Below are 15,960 nucleotides of genomic sequence, written 5' to 3' on the forward strand. Positions count from 1 at the left end.
TATAATAAAGGGACGATTACCGCGCCGACCAGGATGGCGGCTCCTGGTCATGACACTGATGCCTAAGCAGGGTGAATCATGATCAAGAAGGTCCCGAATCCGATCGATAAGCACGTCGGTAGTCGCGTTCGCATGCGTCGGATGCTCGCGGGCGTCAGCCAGGAGAAGCTCGGAGAAGCGCTCGGGCTGACCTTCCAGCAGGTCCAGAAATACGAGAAGGGCTCGAACCGCATCAGCGCGAGCCGCCTGCAGCAGATCGCCAAGATGCTCGACGTGCCTGTCTCCTTCTTCTTCGACGGTGCGCCGACCGGGGACATGCCGGAACTCGGCTTCGCCGATTCCGCCGCGACGACCTATATCTCCGAATTCCTCGCCACCAGCGAAGGCGTGCAGCTGACCAAGGCCTTCACGCGGATCAAGAGCGGTCGCGTGCGCCGCCGGATCATCGATCTCGTCGAGGCCCTGGCAGAGGAAGACGCTGGAACGGCGTAATTTCGCGCTCATTTCGTTCGATGTGACGAACGATCTTCCCGATAAGCGGATTTTAGCGCTTGACGGCGAACGCGTCCGCTGCAATGACGGGCCCTTCGTTTGGCTGGCGTCGCTGCGCCGGCCTTTTCCATGTGCCGATTCAGGGAATCCCCGACCGTGTCACGCCAGAATTACCTGTTCACCAGCGAGTCCGTCTCGGAGGGGCATCCCGACAAGGTCTGCGACCGTATCTCCGATGAGATCGTCGATCTCTTCTTCAAGGAAGCGGCCAAGGCGGGCATGGATGCGAGCAAGGTCCGCGTCGCCTGCGAGACGCTGGCGACGACCAATCGCGTCGTCATCGCCGGCGAGGTTCGCACCTCGCTCGACGAGAAGGCGATGAAGAGCAAGGTCAAGTCGGCCGCCCGCAAGGCGATCAAGGCGATCGGCTACGAGCAGGACGGCTTCCATTGGAAGAAGTGCAAGATCGACGTGCTGCTGCATCCGCAATCCGCGGATATCGCCGTGGGCGTGGACGAGTCCGGCAACAAGGACGTCGGCGCCGGCGACCAGGGCATCATGTTCGGCTATGCCAGCCGCGAGACCCCCGAGCTGCTGCCCGCCCCGATCTACTATGCTCACAAGATCCTCGAGACCCTGACGCTCGCCCGCAAGAAGGGCGAGGGCGACGCCGCCAAGCTCGGCCCGGACGCCAAGAGCCAGGTCACCGTCAAGTACGAGAACGGCAAGCCGGTCGGCGTCACTCAGATCGTGCTCTCCACCCAGCACCTCGACGAGACGCTGACCTCGGCGGATGTCCGCAAGATCGTCGAGCCCTATATCCGCCAGGCGCTGCCGGATGGCTGGATCTCCAAGGACACGGTCTGGCACATCAACCCGACCGGCAAGTTCGTGATCGGCGGCCCGGACGGTGATGCCGGCCTCACCGGCCGCAAGATCATCGTCGACACCTATGGCGGTGCGGCCCCGCATGGCGGCGGCGCCTTCTCGGGCAAGGACCCGACCAAGGTCGACCGTTCGGCGGCTTACGCGGCGCGCTACCTCGCCAAGAACGTCGTCGCGGCCAAGCTCGCCGACCGCGCCACGATCCAGCTCTCCTACGCCATCGGCGTCGCCAAGCCGCTGTCGATCTATGTCGATCTGCACGGCACCGGCAAGGTCGACGAGGCCAAGCTCGAGGACGTGCTGGGCAAGCTGGTCGATCTCTCGCCGAATGGCATCCGCAACCATCTCGGCCTCAACAAGCCGATCTATGCCAAGACCTCGGCCTACGGCCATTTCGGCCGCAAGGCCGGCCGTGACGGCTCCTTCTCCTGGGAGAAGACCGACCTGGTCGACGCGCTGAAGAAGGCCGTCGCCTGATCCTTCAGGCACGATCGGACGATCAAACCGGGGCGCGAGCCCCGGTTTTTTGTTTGGGCTGTGGCATCGAGGGACTTGATGTCCGCCTGTCGAGCAGCCAAGGCGGGGCCATGATCGAACACGACAACGACCGCGCCTTCTATGGCCGCCGCAAGGGCAAGGCGCTGCGCGACGGCCAGAGCCATCTGATGGAGCACACCCTGCCGCGCCTGCGCCTGCCGGAGGGCGAGATCGCCGATCTCAAGGCCCTGTTCCCGGGACCAGTCGAGGCTGTCCGGCTGGAGATAGGCTTCGGCGGCGGCGAGCATCTCCTGATGCGGATGCGCGAGAGTCCGCAGATCGGCTTCATCGGCGTCGAGCCCTTCATCAACGGCATGGCCAAGTTCCTGGCGGTGGCCCAGCGCGAGGGCCTGACCAATATCCGCGTCTGGGACGACGATGCGGCGTTGTTGCTGCCGCGCTTTCCGGCCGGCAGCCTCGACGCGATCGATCTGCTCTATCCCGATCCCTGGCCGAAGCGCCGCCAGCGCAAGCGCCGCTTCGTCTCCGAGCATACGCTCGGCCTCTTCGCCAGGGCGCTCAGGGCTGGCGGGCGCTTCCGCTTCGCCAGCGATATCGACGACTATATCGGCTGGACGCTGTCGCGTCTGATGGCCTCGCCGGATTTCGACTGGACCGACGAGCGTCCGGGCGACTGGCGCACGCCTTATCCCGGCTGGATCCGCACCCGCTACGAGGCGAAGGCGGTCCGCGAGGGGCGCATCTCCAGCTATCTCACGGCTTTGCGTCGCGCATCCTGAGGAAGCCGAGCACGCGCTGCGCGGTGCCCTGGGCGAGGGTGCGGAAGCTCTCGCGGGCGCGGTCGACCGCCGCCTGCGACTTGCCGAAATCCTTGCGCAGCGAGATCAGCGCCGCCGTGGTCTCCCACGACCAGCCGAGCGCGCGCGCCACCAGCAGCACGGCCTCGCGGTCGCTGCCGAGGATGATCTGCTCGCTCGCCGGCAGGCCGAGCTGCGCCAGCACGGCCACGCCGCAGATCGCATGTTCGGTCGCGCCCTCCTGGGCATAGGCACGGACCTTGGCCTCGTCGAGCAGGCCGGCCTCGTTGAGCTCGCGAATATTGACGAGCGCAGCGCTGATCGCGCCGAGCTCTCCCGGCATCTGGCCGCCGGCGGTGATGGCATCCGCCCCACGCTCGACCGCGCTGTCGACATCGCCGGCAAGCGTCGGTTCGAGGCTCTCGCTGAGCCGGCGCCGGGCCGAGTTCTTCGCGGCGGTCATAAGCTGGGCGACGAGCTCGGCCGGGATGTCGCGCCGCAAGCCCAGCGTCGCCTGCAGCGCATCGTCCTGTGCCGCCCGCATCACCAGCACGCCCATGCCATGGCGGGAGAAACGCGCCGTCTGGTTGGCGGCGACCGCATGGGTGACGACGCGGCCACCACGCAGGATCAGGAAATCGGTGACGGGTTCACCGAGCTCGGGCCGCTCGGTGATCGCCAGCATGTGGTCGCGCCCCTTGGCTGCGGAGACCGCGACGAGATCCTGGTCGTTCAGGCGCGGCGACTGCACCAGCACGGCGCGCGCCACGGCGATCTCGTCGAGCGCGAGCTGGCGGACGACGCCGCTCGGCGCGTTCGGCACCGGCGCGATCCGCTCCGACAATTCGACGCGTGCGCGCAGTTCGATCGCGCGCGACAGGCGCCCGATCACCACGTCGAAGACGCCGACCTGCTCCTCGTCCATATGGACGGCGGTGGCCAGGAACAGGTCCGTCAGCCGCGACAGGATGTCGGCGCGCTCGTCGCTCGAGCCGCGCAGCATCGTGGATTCGAGATCTCGCAGCAGCGAGCCGACCGCACTCATACCAAGTCCTCAACCGGTATCCCGTTGCGTAATCTGCCACGCGAAGGATGACCATCGGGTTAGCGCCGCCGCAACCGAGCTTGCATATCGGGGCGATGCGGACTAAATAGCGGCCAACAGCTCTGGTATCGGTTAACGCCGATGATCAAGAGCGGGCCCACCGGCCCGCTCTTTTTTATTGGCCGCGACCCGCCGGAGGCAGACGGAACGGTCTCAGGCCATGAGCGAACCCACCCACGCGCCGACAGCGGCACCCGATCATGAACCCCGCCTCGTCGTCGAGAGCGGCGTCGCGGCGCGTGTCGCCGTGATCATCGAGCCGGCGATCGTCGATCTCGGCTACCGCTTGGTGCGCGTGCGCGTCACCGGCCAGAACGGCTGCACCGTGCAGATCATGGCCGAGCGGCCGGACGGCACGATGAATGTCGAGGGTTGCGAGGAGATCAGCCAGGCGGTCTCGCCGACGCTCGACGTCGACGACCCCATCCAGGCGGCCTATCATCTCGAAGTGTCGTCGCCGGGCATCGACCGGCCGCTGGTGCGCGCCAGCGATTTCGAGCGCTGGGCCGGTCACCTCACCAAGATCGATACCAGCGAGCCGGTCGCCGGCCGCAAGCGCTTTCGTGGTATCCTGCGCGGTGTCGCCGGCCAGGACGCACTGCTGATGCGCGACGACGCCAAGAGCGAGGAAGAGCGTGACGTCGCGATTCCGATGCGGGCGATCGCCGAGGCCCGCCTCGTGCTGACCGATGCGCTCATCACCGAGGCGCTGCGCCGCGGCAAGTCCGGCCTGCCGCCGGAAATGCCCCCCGCCGAAGACATCGCCGGCCCGAAGAAGGGCCGAGGAAAATCACTGGGACCGCGGCCGAAGAAGGCCGGCAAGACGGACCCGCAAGACAATAACGAAGAGGAGTGAGCGTCATGGTCGTCAGCGCCAACCGGCTCGAACTGCTGCAGATCGCCGACGCGGTCGCCCGCGAGAAGTCGATCGATCGTCAGATCGTCGTCGATGCCATGCAGGACGCCATCGCCAAGGCCGCCCGCTCGCGCTACGGCATCGAGACGGACGTCCATGCCGAGATCAACACCAAGACCGGCGAACTGCGCCTCGCCCGCCATCTCCAGGTCGTCGACACCGTCGAGAACCCGGCGATCGAGATCACCGTCGACGAGGCCAAGCGCCATAATCCTGCTGCGCAAGCAGGGGACGTCATCGCCGATCCGCTGCCGCCCTTCGATTTCGGCCGCATCGCCGCCCAGTCGGCCAAGCAGGTCATCGTCCAGAAGGTGCGCGAGGCCGAGCGCGACCGTCAGTACGACGAGTACAAGGATCGCATCGGCGAGATCGTCAACGGCGCGGTCAAGCGCGTCGAATACGGCAATGTCTTCGTCGATCTCGGCCGTGGCGAAGCCATCATCCGCCGCGACGAGATGATCCCGCGCGAGACCTTCAAGGTCGGGGACCGGGCCCGTGCCTATGTCTACGACGTGCGCCGCGAGCCGCGCGGCCCGCAGATCTTCCTGTCGCGCACCCATCCGCAGTTCATGGCCAAGCTCTTCGGCCAGGAAGTGCCGGAGATCTATGACGGCATCGTCGAGGTGAAGGCCGTCGCCCGCGATCCCGGCTCGCGCGCCAAGATCGCCGTGATCTCGCGCGATTCCTCGATCGACCCGGTCGGCGCCTGCGTCGGTATGCGTGGTTCGCGCGTGCAGGCCGTCGTCGGCGAGCTCCAGGGCGAGAAGATCGACATCATCCCGTGGTCGCCTGATGTCGCGACCTTCGTCGTCAACGCCCTGCAGCCGGCCGAGGTCGCCAAGGTCGTGCTCGATGAGGAAGCCGACAAGATCGAGGTCGTGGTGCCCGACGAGCAGCTCTCGCTCGCCATCGGCCGTCGCGGCCAGAACGTCCGCCTCGCCTCGCAGCTCACCGGCTGGGACATCGACATCCTGACCGAGCAGGAGGAGTCCGAGCGCCGCCAGAAGGAATTCGTGCAGCGCACGGACCTGTTCATGAACGCGCTGAACGTCGACGAGACGGTCGGCCAGCTGCTGGCTTCGGAAGGCTTCCGCAATGTCGAGGAGCTCGCTTATGTCGATCTCTCCGAGCTCGCCTCGATCGAGGGCTTCGACGAGGACACCGCCGGCGAGATCCAGAGCCGCGCCCAGGAGCATCTCGCTGCCGTCGAGGCGGAGCTGGACGAGAAGCGTAGGGCGCTCGGCGTCGAGGACGCCTTGCGCGAGGTCGATGGCGTCACCACTTCCATGATGGTCGCGCTCGGCGAGAACGATGTGAAGACCGTCGAGGATCTCGCGGGCTGCGCCACGGACGATCTCGTCGGCTGGACCGAGCGCAAGGACGGCGAAACCACCCGTCACGCCGGCTATCTCGACGGGTTCGACCTGTCGCGCCAGGACGCGGAAGCGATCATCATGGCCGCCCGCATTCATGCCGGCTGGGTCGAGGCGCCGGCCGAGGAGCCTGAAGCGGAAGCCGACGAGGCGGCCGAGGCCTGAGCGGGATCGTCGCGGTGAAGGCGGCTCAGAAGGACGGACCGGAGCGGAGCTGCGTCGTGACGCGGGCCGCGAAGGCGCCTGACGATCTGATCCGCTTCGTCGCTGGGCCGGACGGCACCTTGGTGCCAGATCTGCGCCGGAAATTGCCCGGACGTGGTGTCTGGGCGAGCCTCAGCCGCAAGACGGTGGCCGAGGCGATCAAGCGCAAGGCCTTCGAGCGTTCGCTCAAGGCGAAGGTCGCGGTTCCCGCAGACCTTCCGGAGATGATCGATGCGCTGATGCTGCGCGATGCGCTGCAGGCGCTGTCGATGGCCAACAAGGCGGGGCTCGTGATCGCTGGCTTCGCCAAGGTCGAAGCCCTGATCGGCTCAGGCCGCTGCGTCGGCGTCATCGCCGCCAGCGACGGCGCCGAGGATGGCAAGCGCAAGATCGGCCAGGCCGTCAGGCGGCTTGGCGCCGCGCGCGAGGCCGAAGGGCTCAAGGCCCGTGAACTGCCCGTCGTCACGATTTTCGCGGCGGCGGATTTGGAATTGGCGTTGGGGCGGGCACATGTGATACATGCCGCGCTTGCTCCGGGACCGGCGGCCGAGGGTGTGCTCTCCCGCTGGCGTCGGCTCGTCCGGTATCGGACGGACGATACCGCCGCATCCGACCAGAACGACACCGAAGACACGACCGAACCGGCAGGACCGAACGCGGAATGACCGATACCAAGAACCCGGGCGACAAGACACTCTCCGTCAACCCGCCCAAGACCCTGTCGCTGAAGCGGCCTGTCGAGCAGAGCACTGTTCGCCAGAGCTTCTCGCATGGGCGCACGAAGCAGGTCGTCGTCGAGGTCAAGCGCCGCGCCGCCGGGCATGAGGTCAAGGAGCCCGTCGCGCCGCGTGCGCCGCAGGCCCCGGCTCCGCAGGCGACCCCGCCGCGCCCCGCCGCTCCGCAGCCGCCCCAGCGTCCCGCCGGCAGCATGCTGCTGCGCACCCTCTCCGACGAGGAGAAGGACGCCCGTCAGCGCGCCCTTTCGGAAGCCCGCAGCAGCGAGGCCGAAGCCCGCCGCATCGCCGAGGACGAGGCGCGCCAGCGTGCTGCCGCCGTCGAGCGCGAGCGCCAGGAGCGCGAAGCCGCCGCCGCCCGTCAGCGGCAGGAGGAAGAGCGCCGCCGTCAGGAAGACGACCAGAAGCGCCGGGTCGAGATGGCCGCGCGCCAGCGCGACGAGCAGCCGGCCCGCCCGGCCGCTCCGCCGCCGCAGGCACGCGAAGCCGCGCCTGCGCCCCAGGCTCCGGCGCCGCAGCCGACCCAGTATTACGGCCGTCCGGCCCCGTCCGGCCCGCGCGAGTTCACCTCGCGCCCGCCGATGCGCGACACCGGCGCCCGCCCGCCGCGTCTCGACAGCCGCCCGCCGCGCTCCGATTCGCCGCGCCCGCCGCGTCTCGACACCACGGCTCCGTCCGAGCCGGCGGTCGCGCGTCCGGCGCGTCAGGCGCCTTCGGCCAACACCACCCGCAATCGCTCGGATGATGTCGACGTCAAGGCCGCCTTCCGCCGTCCCGGCCTGAGCGCCGGCCCCGGCCGTGGCCCGGCTCCCGCCGCGCCCAAGACCCCGAAGACCAGCAACGACAAGCCCCGCGGCCGCCTGACGCTCGCCACCGCCACCGGCGGCGACGACGAGCGGACACGCTCGGTCGCCTCGTTCCGCCGGCGCGTGCAGCGCATGACCGGCCACCGGGCTTCCGACGCGCAGAAAGAGCGCGTGATGCGCGAGGTGATCATCCCCGAGACGATCACCATCCAGGAACTCGCGAACCGCATGACGGAGCGCGGCGTCGATGTCATCCGCCTGCTGATGAAGCAGGGCGCGATGCACAAGATCACCGACGTGATCGATGCCGATACCGCGCAGCTCATCGCCGAGGAAATGGGCCACACTGTCAAGCGCGTCGCCGAATCCGACGTCGAGGAAGGCCTGTTCGACACGCCGGACACCGACGAGACCCTGGAGTCGCGGCCGGCCGTCGTGACCATCATGGGCCATGTCGACCACGGCAAGACCTCGTTGCTCGATGCGATCCGCAAGACCAAGGTCGTCACCGGCGAGGCCGGCGGCATCACCCAGCATATCGGCGCCTATCAGGTGACGACCCCGCTGGGCTCGGAAGTGACCTTCATCGACACCCCAGGCCACGCCGCCTTCACCGCCATGCGCGCCCGCGGCGCCAAGGTGACGGATATCGTCGTGCTGGTCGTGGCGGCCGATGACGGCGTCATGCCGCAGACGGCCGAGGCGATCCATCACGCCAAGGCGGCCGGCGTGCCGCTGATCGTCGCGATCAACAAGGTCGACAAGTCCGACGCCAATCCGGATCGCGTTCGCGCCGAGTTGCTGCAGTACGAGATTCAGGTTGAGACGCTGGGCGGCGAGACGCTCGAAGTCGAGGTTTCCGCCAAGACCGGCCACAACCTCGACAAGCTGCTCGAGGCGATCTCGCTTCAAGCTGAACTGCTCGACCTCAAGGCTAACCCCGATCGCGCCGCCGAAGGCACGGTCATCGAGGCCAAGCTCGATCGTGGCCGCGGCCCGGTCGCGACCGTGCTCGTCCAGCGTGGCACGCTGCGCACTGGCGACATCGTCGTGGCAGGCGCCGAATGGGGCCGCGTCCGCGCCCTGATCGCCGATACCGGCGCGCAGGTGAAGGAGGCTCCGCCCTCCATGCCGGTCGAGGTTCTCGGCTTCAACGGCACGCCCGAGGCTGGTGACCGCGTCGCGGTCGTCGAGTCCGAGGCCCGCGCCCGCGAGATCACCGATTACCGCGAGCGTCAGCGTCGCGACCGCCTCGCCGCGCGTGGCGCGGCTTCGGGCGCCGGCCGCTCGCTCGCCGAGATGATGCGCGAGCTCAAGGAAGGCGCCGGCCGCAAGGAGTTCCCGCTCGTCGTCAAGGGCGACGTGCAGGGCTCGGTCGAAGCCATTGTCGGCGCGCTTGAAAAAGTCGGCAACGAAGAGGTTCGTGCCCGCGTGCTGTCCTCGGGCGTCGGCGCCATCACCGAGTCGGATGTCACACTCGCCCAGGCTTCGGGCGCGGTGGTCGTCGGCTTCAACGTGCGCGCCCACAAGGAAGCGCGCGAGGCGGCCGACCGGGCCGGCGTCGAGATCCGCTATTACAACATCATCTATAACCTCATGGATGACGTGAAGGATGCGATGTCGGGCCTGCTGGCGCCGACTCTGCGCGAGACCATGCTCGGCAACGCGACGATCCTCGAGATCTTCAACGTCTCGAAGGTCGGCAAGATCGCCGGCTGCCGCGTCACCGATGGCACGATCGAGCGTGGCGCCAATGTCCGCCTGATCCGCGACAACGTCGTGGTTCACGAGGGCAAGCTCGGCCAGCTCAAGCGCTTCAAGGACGATGCCAAGGAAGTCGTGGCCGGCCAGGAATGCGGCATGGCCTTCGAGAACTACCAGGACATGCGTGCCGGCGACGTGATCGAGTGCTATCGCGTCGAAGAGATCAAGCGCAGCCTCTAAAGGCTGCGCTTCCTGAAACAGCGCGTCATGGCCGGGCCTTGGTGTCCGGCCATCTCGTGACGAGAAGAGCGCGTCCAGCGCCTCATCTTTGAAGAGACGGCGGGCCTGGCCCGCCGGGACGTTTGGTCCGGTCCGATCCCGGAGAAACGAGAACCATGGCTAAACCTGCAAAACCTTCCGGCCCGTCCCAGCGGCAATTGCGCGTCGGCGAATTGATCCGCCATGCGCTGGCCGAGATGCTCGCACGGGGCGACATCCATGACGACGTGCTGGCGAAGCATGTCGTGACCGTGCCGGAGGTGCGCCTCTCGCCGGATCTCAAGCTCGCGACCTGCTACATCATGCCGCTCGGCGGGCTGGACATTGCCCCGGTGCTCAAGGCGCTCGACGCCAACAAGCGCTATCTGCGCGGCGAGATCGCGCATCGCGTGAACCTGAAATACGCACCGGACCTGCGCTTCCGCGCCGATGAGAGCTTCGCCGAGGCCGAGCGCATCGACGCGCTGCTCGACACCGAGGCCGTGCGCCGCGACACGCAGGTCCAGCGCCTGAAGATCGACCAGGACCACGAAGACGAAGCCCCTGAAGACGACCGCCGTGACGATGACCGCTGAAAATCCATCCGAAGCCGCTCCGAACCAGGACGCCGCGCCGGCGCCGCGCCCGAAGAAGCGCGATGTCCATGGCTGGGTCATCCTCGACAAGCCGATCGGCATGACCTCGACCCATGCGGTCAGCGTCGTGAAGCGCGCCTTCGGCGCCAAGAAGGCCGGCCATGCCGGCACGCTCGACCCGCTGGCCTCGGGCCTGCTGCCGATCGCGCTGGGCGAGGCGACCAAGACCGTCCCCTTCGTCATGGACGGCCGCAAGGCCTATCAGTTCACCGTCGCCTGGGGCACGCAGACCAATACCGACGATACCGAGGGCAGCGTCATCGCGACCTCGGACAAACACCCCGACGAGGCGGCGATCCTGGCCCTGCTGCCGCGCTTCACCGGCACGATCCTGCAGACGCCGCCAAAATTCTCCGCGATCAAGATCGCCGGCGAGCGCGCTTATGACCTTGCCCGCGATGGCGAGGAGGTCGAGCTGGAGGCGCGGCCCGTCGAGATCGACGCGCTCCGCATCGTCAGCCATGACGGCGCCACCACGACCTTCGAGGCCGAGTGCGGCAAGGGCACCTATGTCCGCGCTATCGCCCGCGATCTAGGCCTGGAGCTCGGCTGCCTCGGCCATGTCGCGCATCTGCGCCGCACCCGCGTCGGGCCGTTCACTGTCGCCGATGCCGCGAGCGTCGAGACCCTGCGCGAGAGCCCGGAAAGCGCACTGACTGCGCTCCAGCCGGTCAAGGCGGCGCTGACGCTGATCCCGGAGATCGTGCTCCACCGCGACGCCGCCGCCCGCCTCAAGCGCGGCCAGAGCGCCCTGCTGCGCGGCGCCGGCGCTCCGATCGAGCTGGAGGCCGCCTACGCCACTTGTGCCGGCACGCTGGTCTCGACGGGTTCGGTCCAGAACGGCGAATTCGTTCCCCACCGCGTCTTCAATCTCTGAAGCATGGCGTCATGTTCGGGCTTGCCTGAGAATGACGCCTTGGACGCCCCTCAGGCCGCCCGCTTCAATCCGTCACGCACCCAGATCGCACTGAGCGCCGCCACCAGCGCGTCGATATCGGCGTCGGAATGGAAGGGTGAGGGCGTGATCCGCAGCCGCTCCGTGCCGCGCGGCACGGTCGGGTAGTTGATCGGCTGGACATAGATGTCGAAGCGGGCGAGCAATTCGTCGCTGATCGCCTTGCAAGCCTTCGCCTCGCCGACCATCACCGGCACGATATGGCTGGGATTGGCGAGATGCGGGATGCCGGCGGCGTCGAGCTTCGCCCGCAAGGCCGCGACGCGGTCCTGCTGGCGCTCGCGCTCGACGGAGCTGTCCTTGAGATGCCGGATCGCCGCGATCGCGCCCGCCGCCACGGCGGGCGGCAGCGAACTGGAGAAGATGAAGCCGGAGGCGAAGCTGCGGATGAAGTCGCAGAGCGCCGCCGAGCCGGTGATATAGCCGCCGATCACGCCATAGGACTTCGCCAGCGTGCCCTGGATCAGGGTCAGCCGATCGGTCAGCCCCTCGCGCTCCGAGATGCCGCCGCCGCGCGCTCCATAGAGGCCGACGGCATGGACCTCGTCGATATAGGTCATCGCGCCGAATTCGTCGGCGATGTCACAGAATTCCCGGACCGGGGCGATGTCGCCATCCATCGAATAGACCGACTCGAAGGCGACGAGCTTCGGCCGGGCGGGATCGAGCGTTGCGAGCTTCCGGCGCAGGTCGGCCGGGTCGTTATGGGCGAAGATGTGCTTCTCGGCGCGCGAATGGCGAATGCCCTCGATCATCGAGGCATGGTTCAGCCCGTCCGTCAGCACGATGCAGCCGGGAATGCGCGCGGCCAGCGTCGAGAGCGAGGCCCAGTTCGAGACATAGCCGGAATTGAAGATCAGCGCGGCTTCCTTGCCATGCAGGTCGGCAAGCTCGCGCTCCAGCAGGACATGGTAATGGTTGGTGCCGCCGATATTGCGGGTGCCGCCGGCGCCGGCGCCGCTGCCGTCGAGCGCCTGATGCATCGCGGCGAGCACCTTCGGGTGCTGGCCCATGCCGAGATAGTCGTTCGAGCACCAGACGGTGACGTCGCGCGGGCCGCTCTCGCCATGATAGGTCGCAAGCGGAAAGCGGCCGGCCTGGCGTTCCAGGTCGGCGAAGACGCGATAACGGCCTTCGCGGCGCAATCCGTCTAGCTCTTCGCGGAAGAAACTCTCGAAATCCATTCCAGCCTCCTGCGGCGCGCCTCTCCTAGGCCTTTCGGGCCTCTGGTGGAATGGCGCGCGGTGTCGCGGCTGGAATCGTTCTACTGTGAGTGCCCGGCCAGTTCCAGAATCGTTTCGATGAGGACGCGGATGGCGATGCCCGCATCGGCCTCGCTCATGTTCTCCAGCGGCGAGTGGCTGATGCCCTTCTCGTTGCGCACGAAGAGCATGGCGACGGGCGCGACCTGCGCGATCGCCATGGCATCATGCCCGGCGCCGGAGGGCAGGCGCCGGCCGGCGAGATTGCTGCCGGTGCGGGCGATACCGGCGGCGAAGGCATCCTGCAGCCTGGGCTCCATCGGCACCGCCGCGGCCCTGGCATAGGGGACGATCTCGAGCCCGACGCCGCGCCGCGCCGCGATTTCGCCGAAGCGGCTTTGGATCTGCGCCTCCATCGAGGCGAGCGTCTCATTCTGCGGAGCGCGATAGTCGATGGTGAACTCGGCCGCGCCGGGGACGACATTGGTCGCGCCGGGCTCCGGCCGGAGCACCCCGACCGTCCCGACGGCAAGCTCATGAGCGCTCGCGATCTGTTCCAGCGCCAGCGCCATCTCGGCGGCAGCTGCCAGGGCGTCCTTGCGCAAGGCCATGGGTACGGTGCCGGCATGGCCGGCCTCGCCGGTGACGCGCACCCGTGCGCGACTCTGCGCGTTGATGGTGGTGACGATGCCGACCGGCTCGTTCTCCGCCTCCAGAACTGGGCCCTGCTCGATATGCATCTCGAGATAGGCCTGGATCGAGCCGGGCTTGCGGGCGAGCGCCGCGATACCCGCCGGATTGCCGCCGAAGGCGAGGAGGGCCTCGCAGAGCTTCACGCCCTCGCTGTCGCGCGCCTCCAGCCAGGCGGGGTCATAGGCGCCGGCGAGCGCCTCGGAGGTCGAGAGATGCGTCGGGAAGCGGACATTCTCCTCGTCGCCGAAGCCGATTACTTCCAGGGGGAAGGGCAGGCTGATCCCGGCATCCCGCAGGGCCTGCGCCGCGAGGATGCCGGCGACGACGCCGAGGTTGCCGTCGAAGCGCCCGCCATCCTTGACCGTATCGATATGCGAGCCGATCAGCACCGCCGGCGCGCCCGGCACGGTGCCCTCGCGCCGGCCCTGCACGGAGCCGGCGGCATCGATGAAGGCGGTCAGCCCCGCCACCTCCATCGCGCCCTTGACCCATTCCGCCGCCTGCCTGTGTGCGGGCGACAGATAGAGCCGCGTCAGCTTGCCGGGCTCGTCGCTGAAGCGATTGAGGCCGGCCAGCGCGGCGAAGGCGCGGGCGCCGAGGACGGCGGCGGAGGGAAGCGTTTGCGTCATGCCATCAAGCTAGATCAGGGTTCTGAAAACTGCGACGGGCAATTTCGCCAAGCAGCTTCTCCCCGGCGGCATGATCCGCCCCGGTTCGCCTCAGTAGGTCGCGCGGCCGCCCGAAAGGTCGAACACGCCGGCCGTGGTGAAGCTGTTCTCGGCCGAGGCGAGGAAGGCGACCATCGAAGCGACCTCGTCGGGCAGCAGGAAGCGGCCGCGCGGGATCTTGGCCAGCATGTAACCGATATGCTCCTCGCTCATCTGGTCGAAGATGCGGGTGCGCGCTGCCGCGGGCGTGATGCAGTTCACGGCGATGTCCTTGTCGGCGAGCTCCTTGCCGAGCGACTTGGTCAGCGCGATCACCGCTGCCTTCGAGGCGGAATAGGCGGAGGCGTTGGGGTTGCCCTCCTTGCCTGCGATCGAGGCGACCAGGACGATGCGCCCGTAATTGCGCTTGACCATGCCGGGGATCACCGAGCGGCAGCAATGCAGCGTGCCGTCGACATTGAGCTTCATGACGCGGGCCCAATCTTCCAGCGGATATTCCCAGGTCTTGTGATTGGGCCCGGCGATGCCGGCGCTGGTGACGAGGATGTCGATACTGCCATGCTGGGCTTCCAGCGCGTCGCTCGCCTTCTGGACGGCCTCCGCATCGGTCACGTCGACGCCAACGCCGATCGCGCCATGGCCGATCTCGCTGGCGGCCTTGGCTGCGAGCGCGGCGTCGACATCCCAGATCGCGACGGTCGCGCCGCTCTGTGCGAAACGCTCGGCGACGGCGCGGCCGATGCCTTGCGCCCCGCCGGTCACGATGGCGACGCGCTTCTTTAAATCGATTTGGTTCATGCCGGCCCTCCCGAATTTTATGCGGCCACCCTAGCCGGGCGGATCGGCACCGGCCAAGAGGGCATGGCCGTTTCGGTGAAATGCGCAGGGCCGCCATGCGTTTCGTTAAGGATGATGACAAAAAAATCGGCGAGGGATGGTCGCGTTCCTGTGTCGGATCGGGGCAGTTCGGGAGGCTGGCTGTACCGGGGTGGGGCGGCGCTCGGGAGGGGTGGCGCGATCGCCGGCGCTTTCGTTCCGGTTCGGTACAAGGCCTTGTTGCTGCAAGAGGATTGCCATTAACGCGGCTTCGCGGAACGCGGGAATAAGCCATTCACCTTTCAGCCGGCTTTGCCTTGACCCCGGGCCCGGATCGACCAAGGAATGGCGGCATTCGGAATGGGCCTTGTGCCCCTCATCGAGATCGCCGTGCCCGCAACCGCCTCCATCACGATCGCCAGCGAAGCCGGAAGCCGGAAGCGGCCGGGCTATGCCAAGCGCGATATCGGCGGCATCGGCATCGCCGTGATGGAGCGCGACGCGGCGATCGCGGAGGTGACCGACGCGGTGTCGACCGGAAGCCACATGAAGATGGCTTTCTGCAACGCCAACCTGGTGAACGTCGCCGCTGGCAACGCCGCCTTGCTGCGCAGCCTCGCGACCTTTCTCGTGCTCGCCGACGGCATCGGCGTCGATGTCGGCAGCTGGATACTCTACGGCAAGGCCTTCCCGGCTAACCTCAACGGCACGGATTTCTTCCCCGCGCTCTTTGCCGGAGCCCGGCGGCCGATGCGCGTCGCCTTGCTCGGTGGTCGCCCGGGCGTCGCGGATCGCGCGGCGGCAAACCTGACGCAGCGCTATCCTGACCATCGTTTCAGCGTGGTCTCGCACGGCTATTTCACGGCCGAAGAGGAGCCGCGCCTTCTCGACGGCCTCAAGACGGACCGCCCCGACCTGTTGCTGGTGGCGATGGGCAATCCGCTGCAGGAGCACTTCATCGCCGACAAGCTCGGGCCGCAGCATTGCTCGGTCGCGGCCGGCGTCGGCGCACTGTTCGACTTCTTCGCCGACGAGGTGCAGCGTGCTCCCGAGTTCGTGCGCAAGGCACGACTCGAATGGATATTCCGTCTCTGGCTCGAGCCGCGCCGTCTCTGGCGGCGCTACGTGCTCGGAAATCCCGCTTTCCTGATGCGCATCGCCCGGCAATATGCCATGGGCGGCCGGCGGAGCGGGTGAG

General features: G+C 67.7%; 14 protein-coding genes. 10 read left to right on the top strand and 4 right to left on the bottom strand.

Annotated features, from left to right (window positions below; all coding sequences use genetic code 11):
- Positions 1-78 precede the first annotated feature (78 nt).
- From NUV79_RS10690 to trmB, 3 genes are all read left to right on the top strand, one after another.
- Positions 79-492: a helix-turn-helix domain-containing protein gene (locus NUV79_RS10690; RefSeq protein ID WP_257733069.1), complete on the top strand. Its 414-nt coding sequence runs from the start codon at positions 79-81 to the stop codon at positions 490-492.
- Between the two features lie 156 nt (positions 493-648).
- Positions 649-1,854, top strand: coding sequence for a methionine adenosyltransferase (metK, locus tag NUV79_RS10695; RefSeq protein ID WP_257733070.1), 1,206 nt, complete (start codon positions 649-651; stop codon positions 1,852-1,854).
- 110 nt (positions 1,855-1,964) lie between these two features.
- Positions 1,965-2,654, top strand: a complete 690-nt coding sequence (trmB, locus tag NUV79_RS10700; protein WP_257733071.1) for a tRNA (guanine(46)-N(7))-methyltransferase TrmB — start codon at positions 1,965-1,967, stop codon at positions 2,652-2,654.
- Here trmB and NUV79_RS10705 read toward each other — a convergent pair.
- Positions 2,629-3,717: a DUF2336 domain-containing protein gene (locus NUV79_RS10705; protein WP_257733072.1), complete on the bottom strand. Its 1,089-nt coding sequence runs from the start codon at positions 3,715-3,717 to the stop codon at positions 2,629-2,631. The genes trmB and NUV79_RS10705 overlap by 26 nt on opposite strands.
- A 220-nt stretch (positions 3,718-3,937) precedes the next feature.
- On the opposite strand from NUV79_RS10705, the gene rimP reads away from it, so the two are divergent.
- The 6 genes from rimP to truB all read left to right on the top strand — a co-directional run bounded on the left by rimP (position 3,938) and on the right by truB (position 11,305).
- Complete coding sequence (gene rimP, locus NUV79_RS10710; RefSeq protein WP_257733073.1) at positions 3,938-4,633, top strand: ribosome maturation factor RimP; 696 nt, start codon at positions 3,938-3,940, stop codon at positions 4,631-4,633.
- Between the two features lie 5 nt (positions 4,634-4,638).
- Positions 4,639-6,231 carry a transcription termination factor NusA gene (nusA, locus tag NUV79_RS10715; RefSeq protein WP_257733074.1) on the top strand — a complete coding sequence of 531 codons (1,593 nt, stop codon included), beginning with the start codon at positions 4,639-4,641 and terminating at the stop codon, positions 6,229-6,231.
- 14 nt (positions 6,232-6,245) lie between these two features.
- Positions 6,246-6,935, top strand: coding sequence for an RNA-binding protein (locus NUV79_RS10720; protein WP_257733075.1), 690 nt, complete (start codon positions 6,246-6,248; stop codon positions 6,933-6,935).
- Positions 6,932-9,754, top strand: a complete 2,823-nt coding sequence (gene infB / locus NUV79_RS10725; protein ID WP_257733076.1) for a translation initiation factor IF-2 — start codon at positions 6,932-6,934, stop codon at positions 9,752-9,754. The genes NUV79_RS10720 and infB overlap by 4 nt, the downstream gene beginning before the upstream one ends.
- Before the next feature lie 155 nt (positions 9,755-9,909).
- Positions 9,910-10,368: a 30S ribosome-binding factor RbfA gene (gene rbfA / locus NUV79_RS10730; RefSeq protein WP_257733077.1), complete on the top strand. Its 459-nt coding sequence runs from the start codon at positions 9,910-9,912 to the stop codon at positions 10,366-10,368.
- Complete coding sequence (gene truB, locus NUV79_RS10735) at positions 10,358-11,305, top strand: tRNA pseudouridine(55) synthase TruB (protein ID WP_257733271.1); 948 nt, start codon at positions 10,358-10,360, stop codon at positions 11,303-11,305. The genes rbfA and truB overlap by 11 nt, the downstream gene beginning before the upstream one ends.
- A 50-nt stretch (positions 11,306-11,355) precedes the next feature.
- Here truB and hemA read toward each other — a convergent pair whose 3' ends face one another.
- The 3 genes from hemA to NUV79_RS10750 form a co-directional block, all read right to left on the bottom strand.
- Positions 11,356-12,567 carry a 5-aminolevulinate synthase gene (gene hemA / locus NUV79_RS10740; protein ID WP_257733078.1) on the bottom strand — a complete coding sequence of 404 codons (1,212 nt, stop codon included), beginning with the start codon at positions 12,565-12,567 and terminating at the stop codon, positions 11,356-11,358.
- 80 nt (positions 12,568-12,647) lie between these two features.
- Positions 12,648-13,907 carry an allantoate amidohydrolase gene (locus NUV79_RS10745; protein ID WP_257733079.1) on the bottom strand — a complete coding sequence of 420 codons (1,260 nt, stop codon included), beginning with the start codon at positions 13,905-13,907 and terminating at the stop codon, positions 12,648-12,650.
- Positions 13,908-13,997: 90 nt separating this feature from the next.
- Positions 13,998-14,744 (bottom strand): SDR family NAD(P)-dependent oxidoreductase, encoded by a 747-nt coding sequence (locus tag NUV79_RS10750; protein ID WP_257733080.1) that lies wholly within the window; start codon positions 14,742-14,744, stop codon positions 13,998-14,000.
- Between the two features lie 363 nt (positions 14,745-15,107).
- Between NUV79_RS10750 and NUV79_RS10755 the strand changes: the two genes are divergently transcribed.
- The gene (locus NUV79_RS10755) at positions 15,108-15,959 is read left to right on the top strand and encodes a WecB/TagA/CpsF family glycosyltransferase (RefSeq protein ID WP_257733081.1); all 852 of its coding nucleotides are present in this window, start codon (positions 15,108-15,110) and stop codon (positions 15,957-15,959) included.
- The last annotated feature ends 1 nt before the right edge of the window (position 15,960 follow it).

Origin of the sequence: Allobosea sp. 47.2.35, assembly GCF_024655635.1 — a bacterium.
Taxonomy (GTDB): Bacteria; Pseudomonadota; Alphaproteobacteria; order Rhizobiales; family Beijerinckiaceae; genus Allobosea.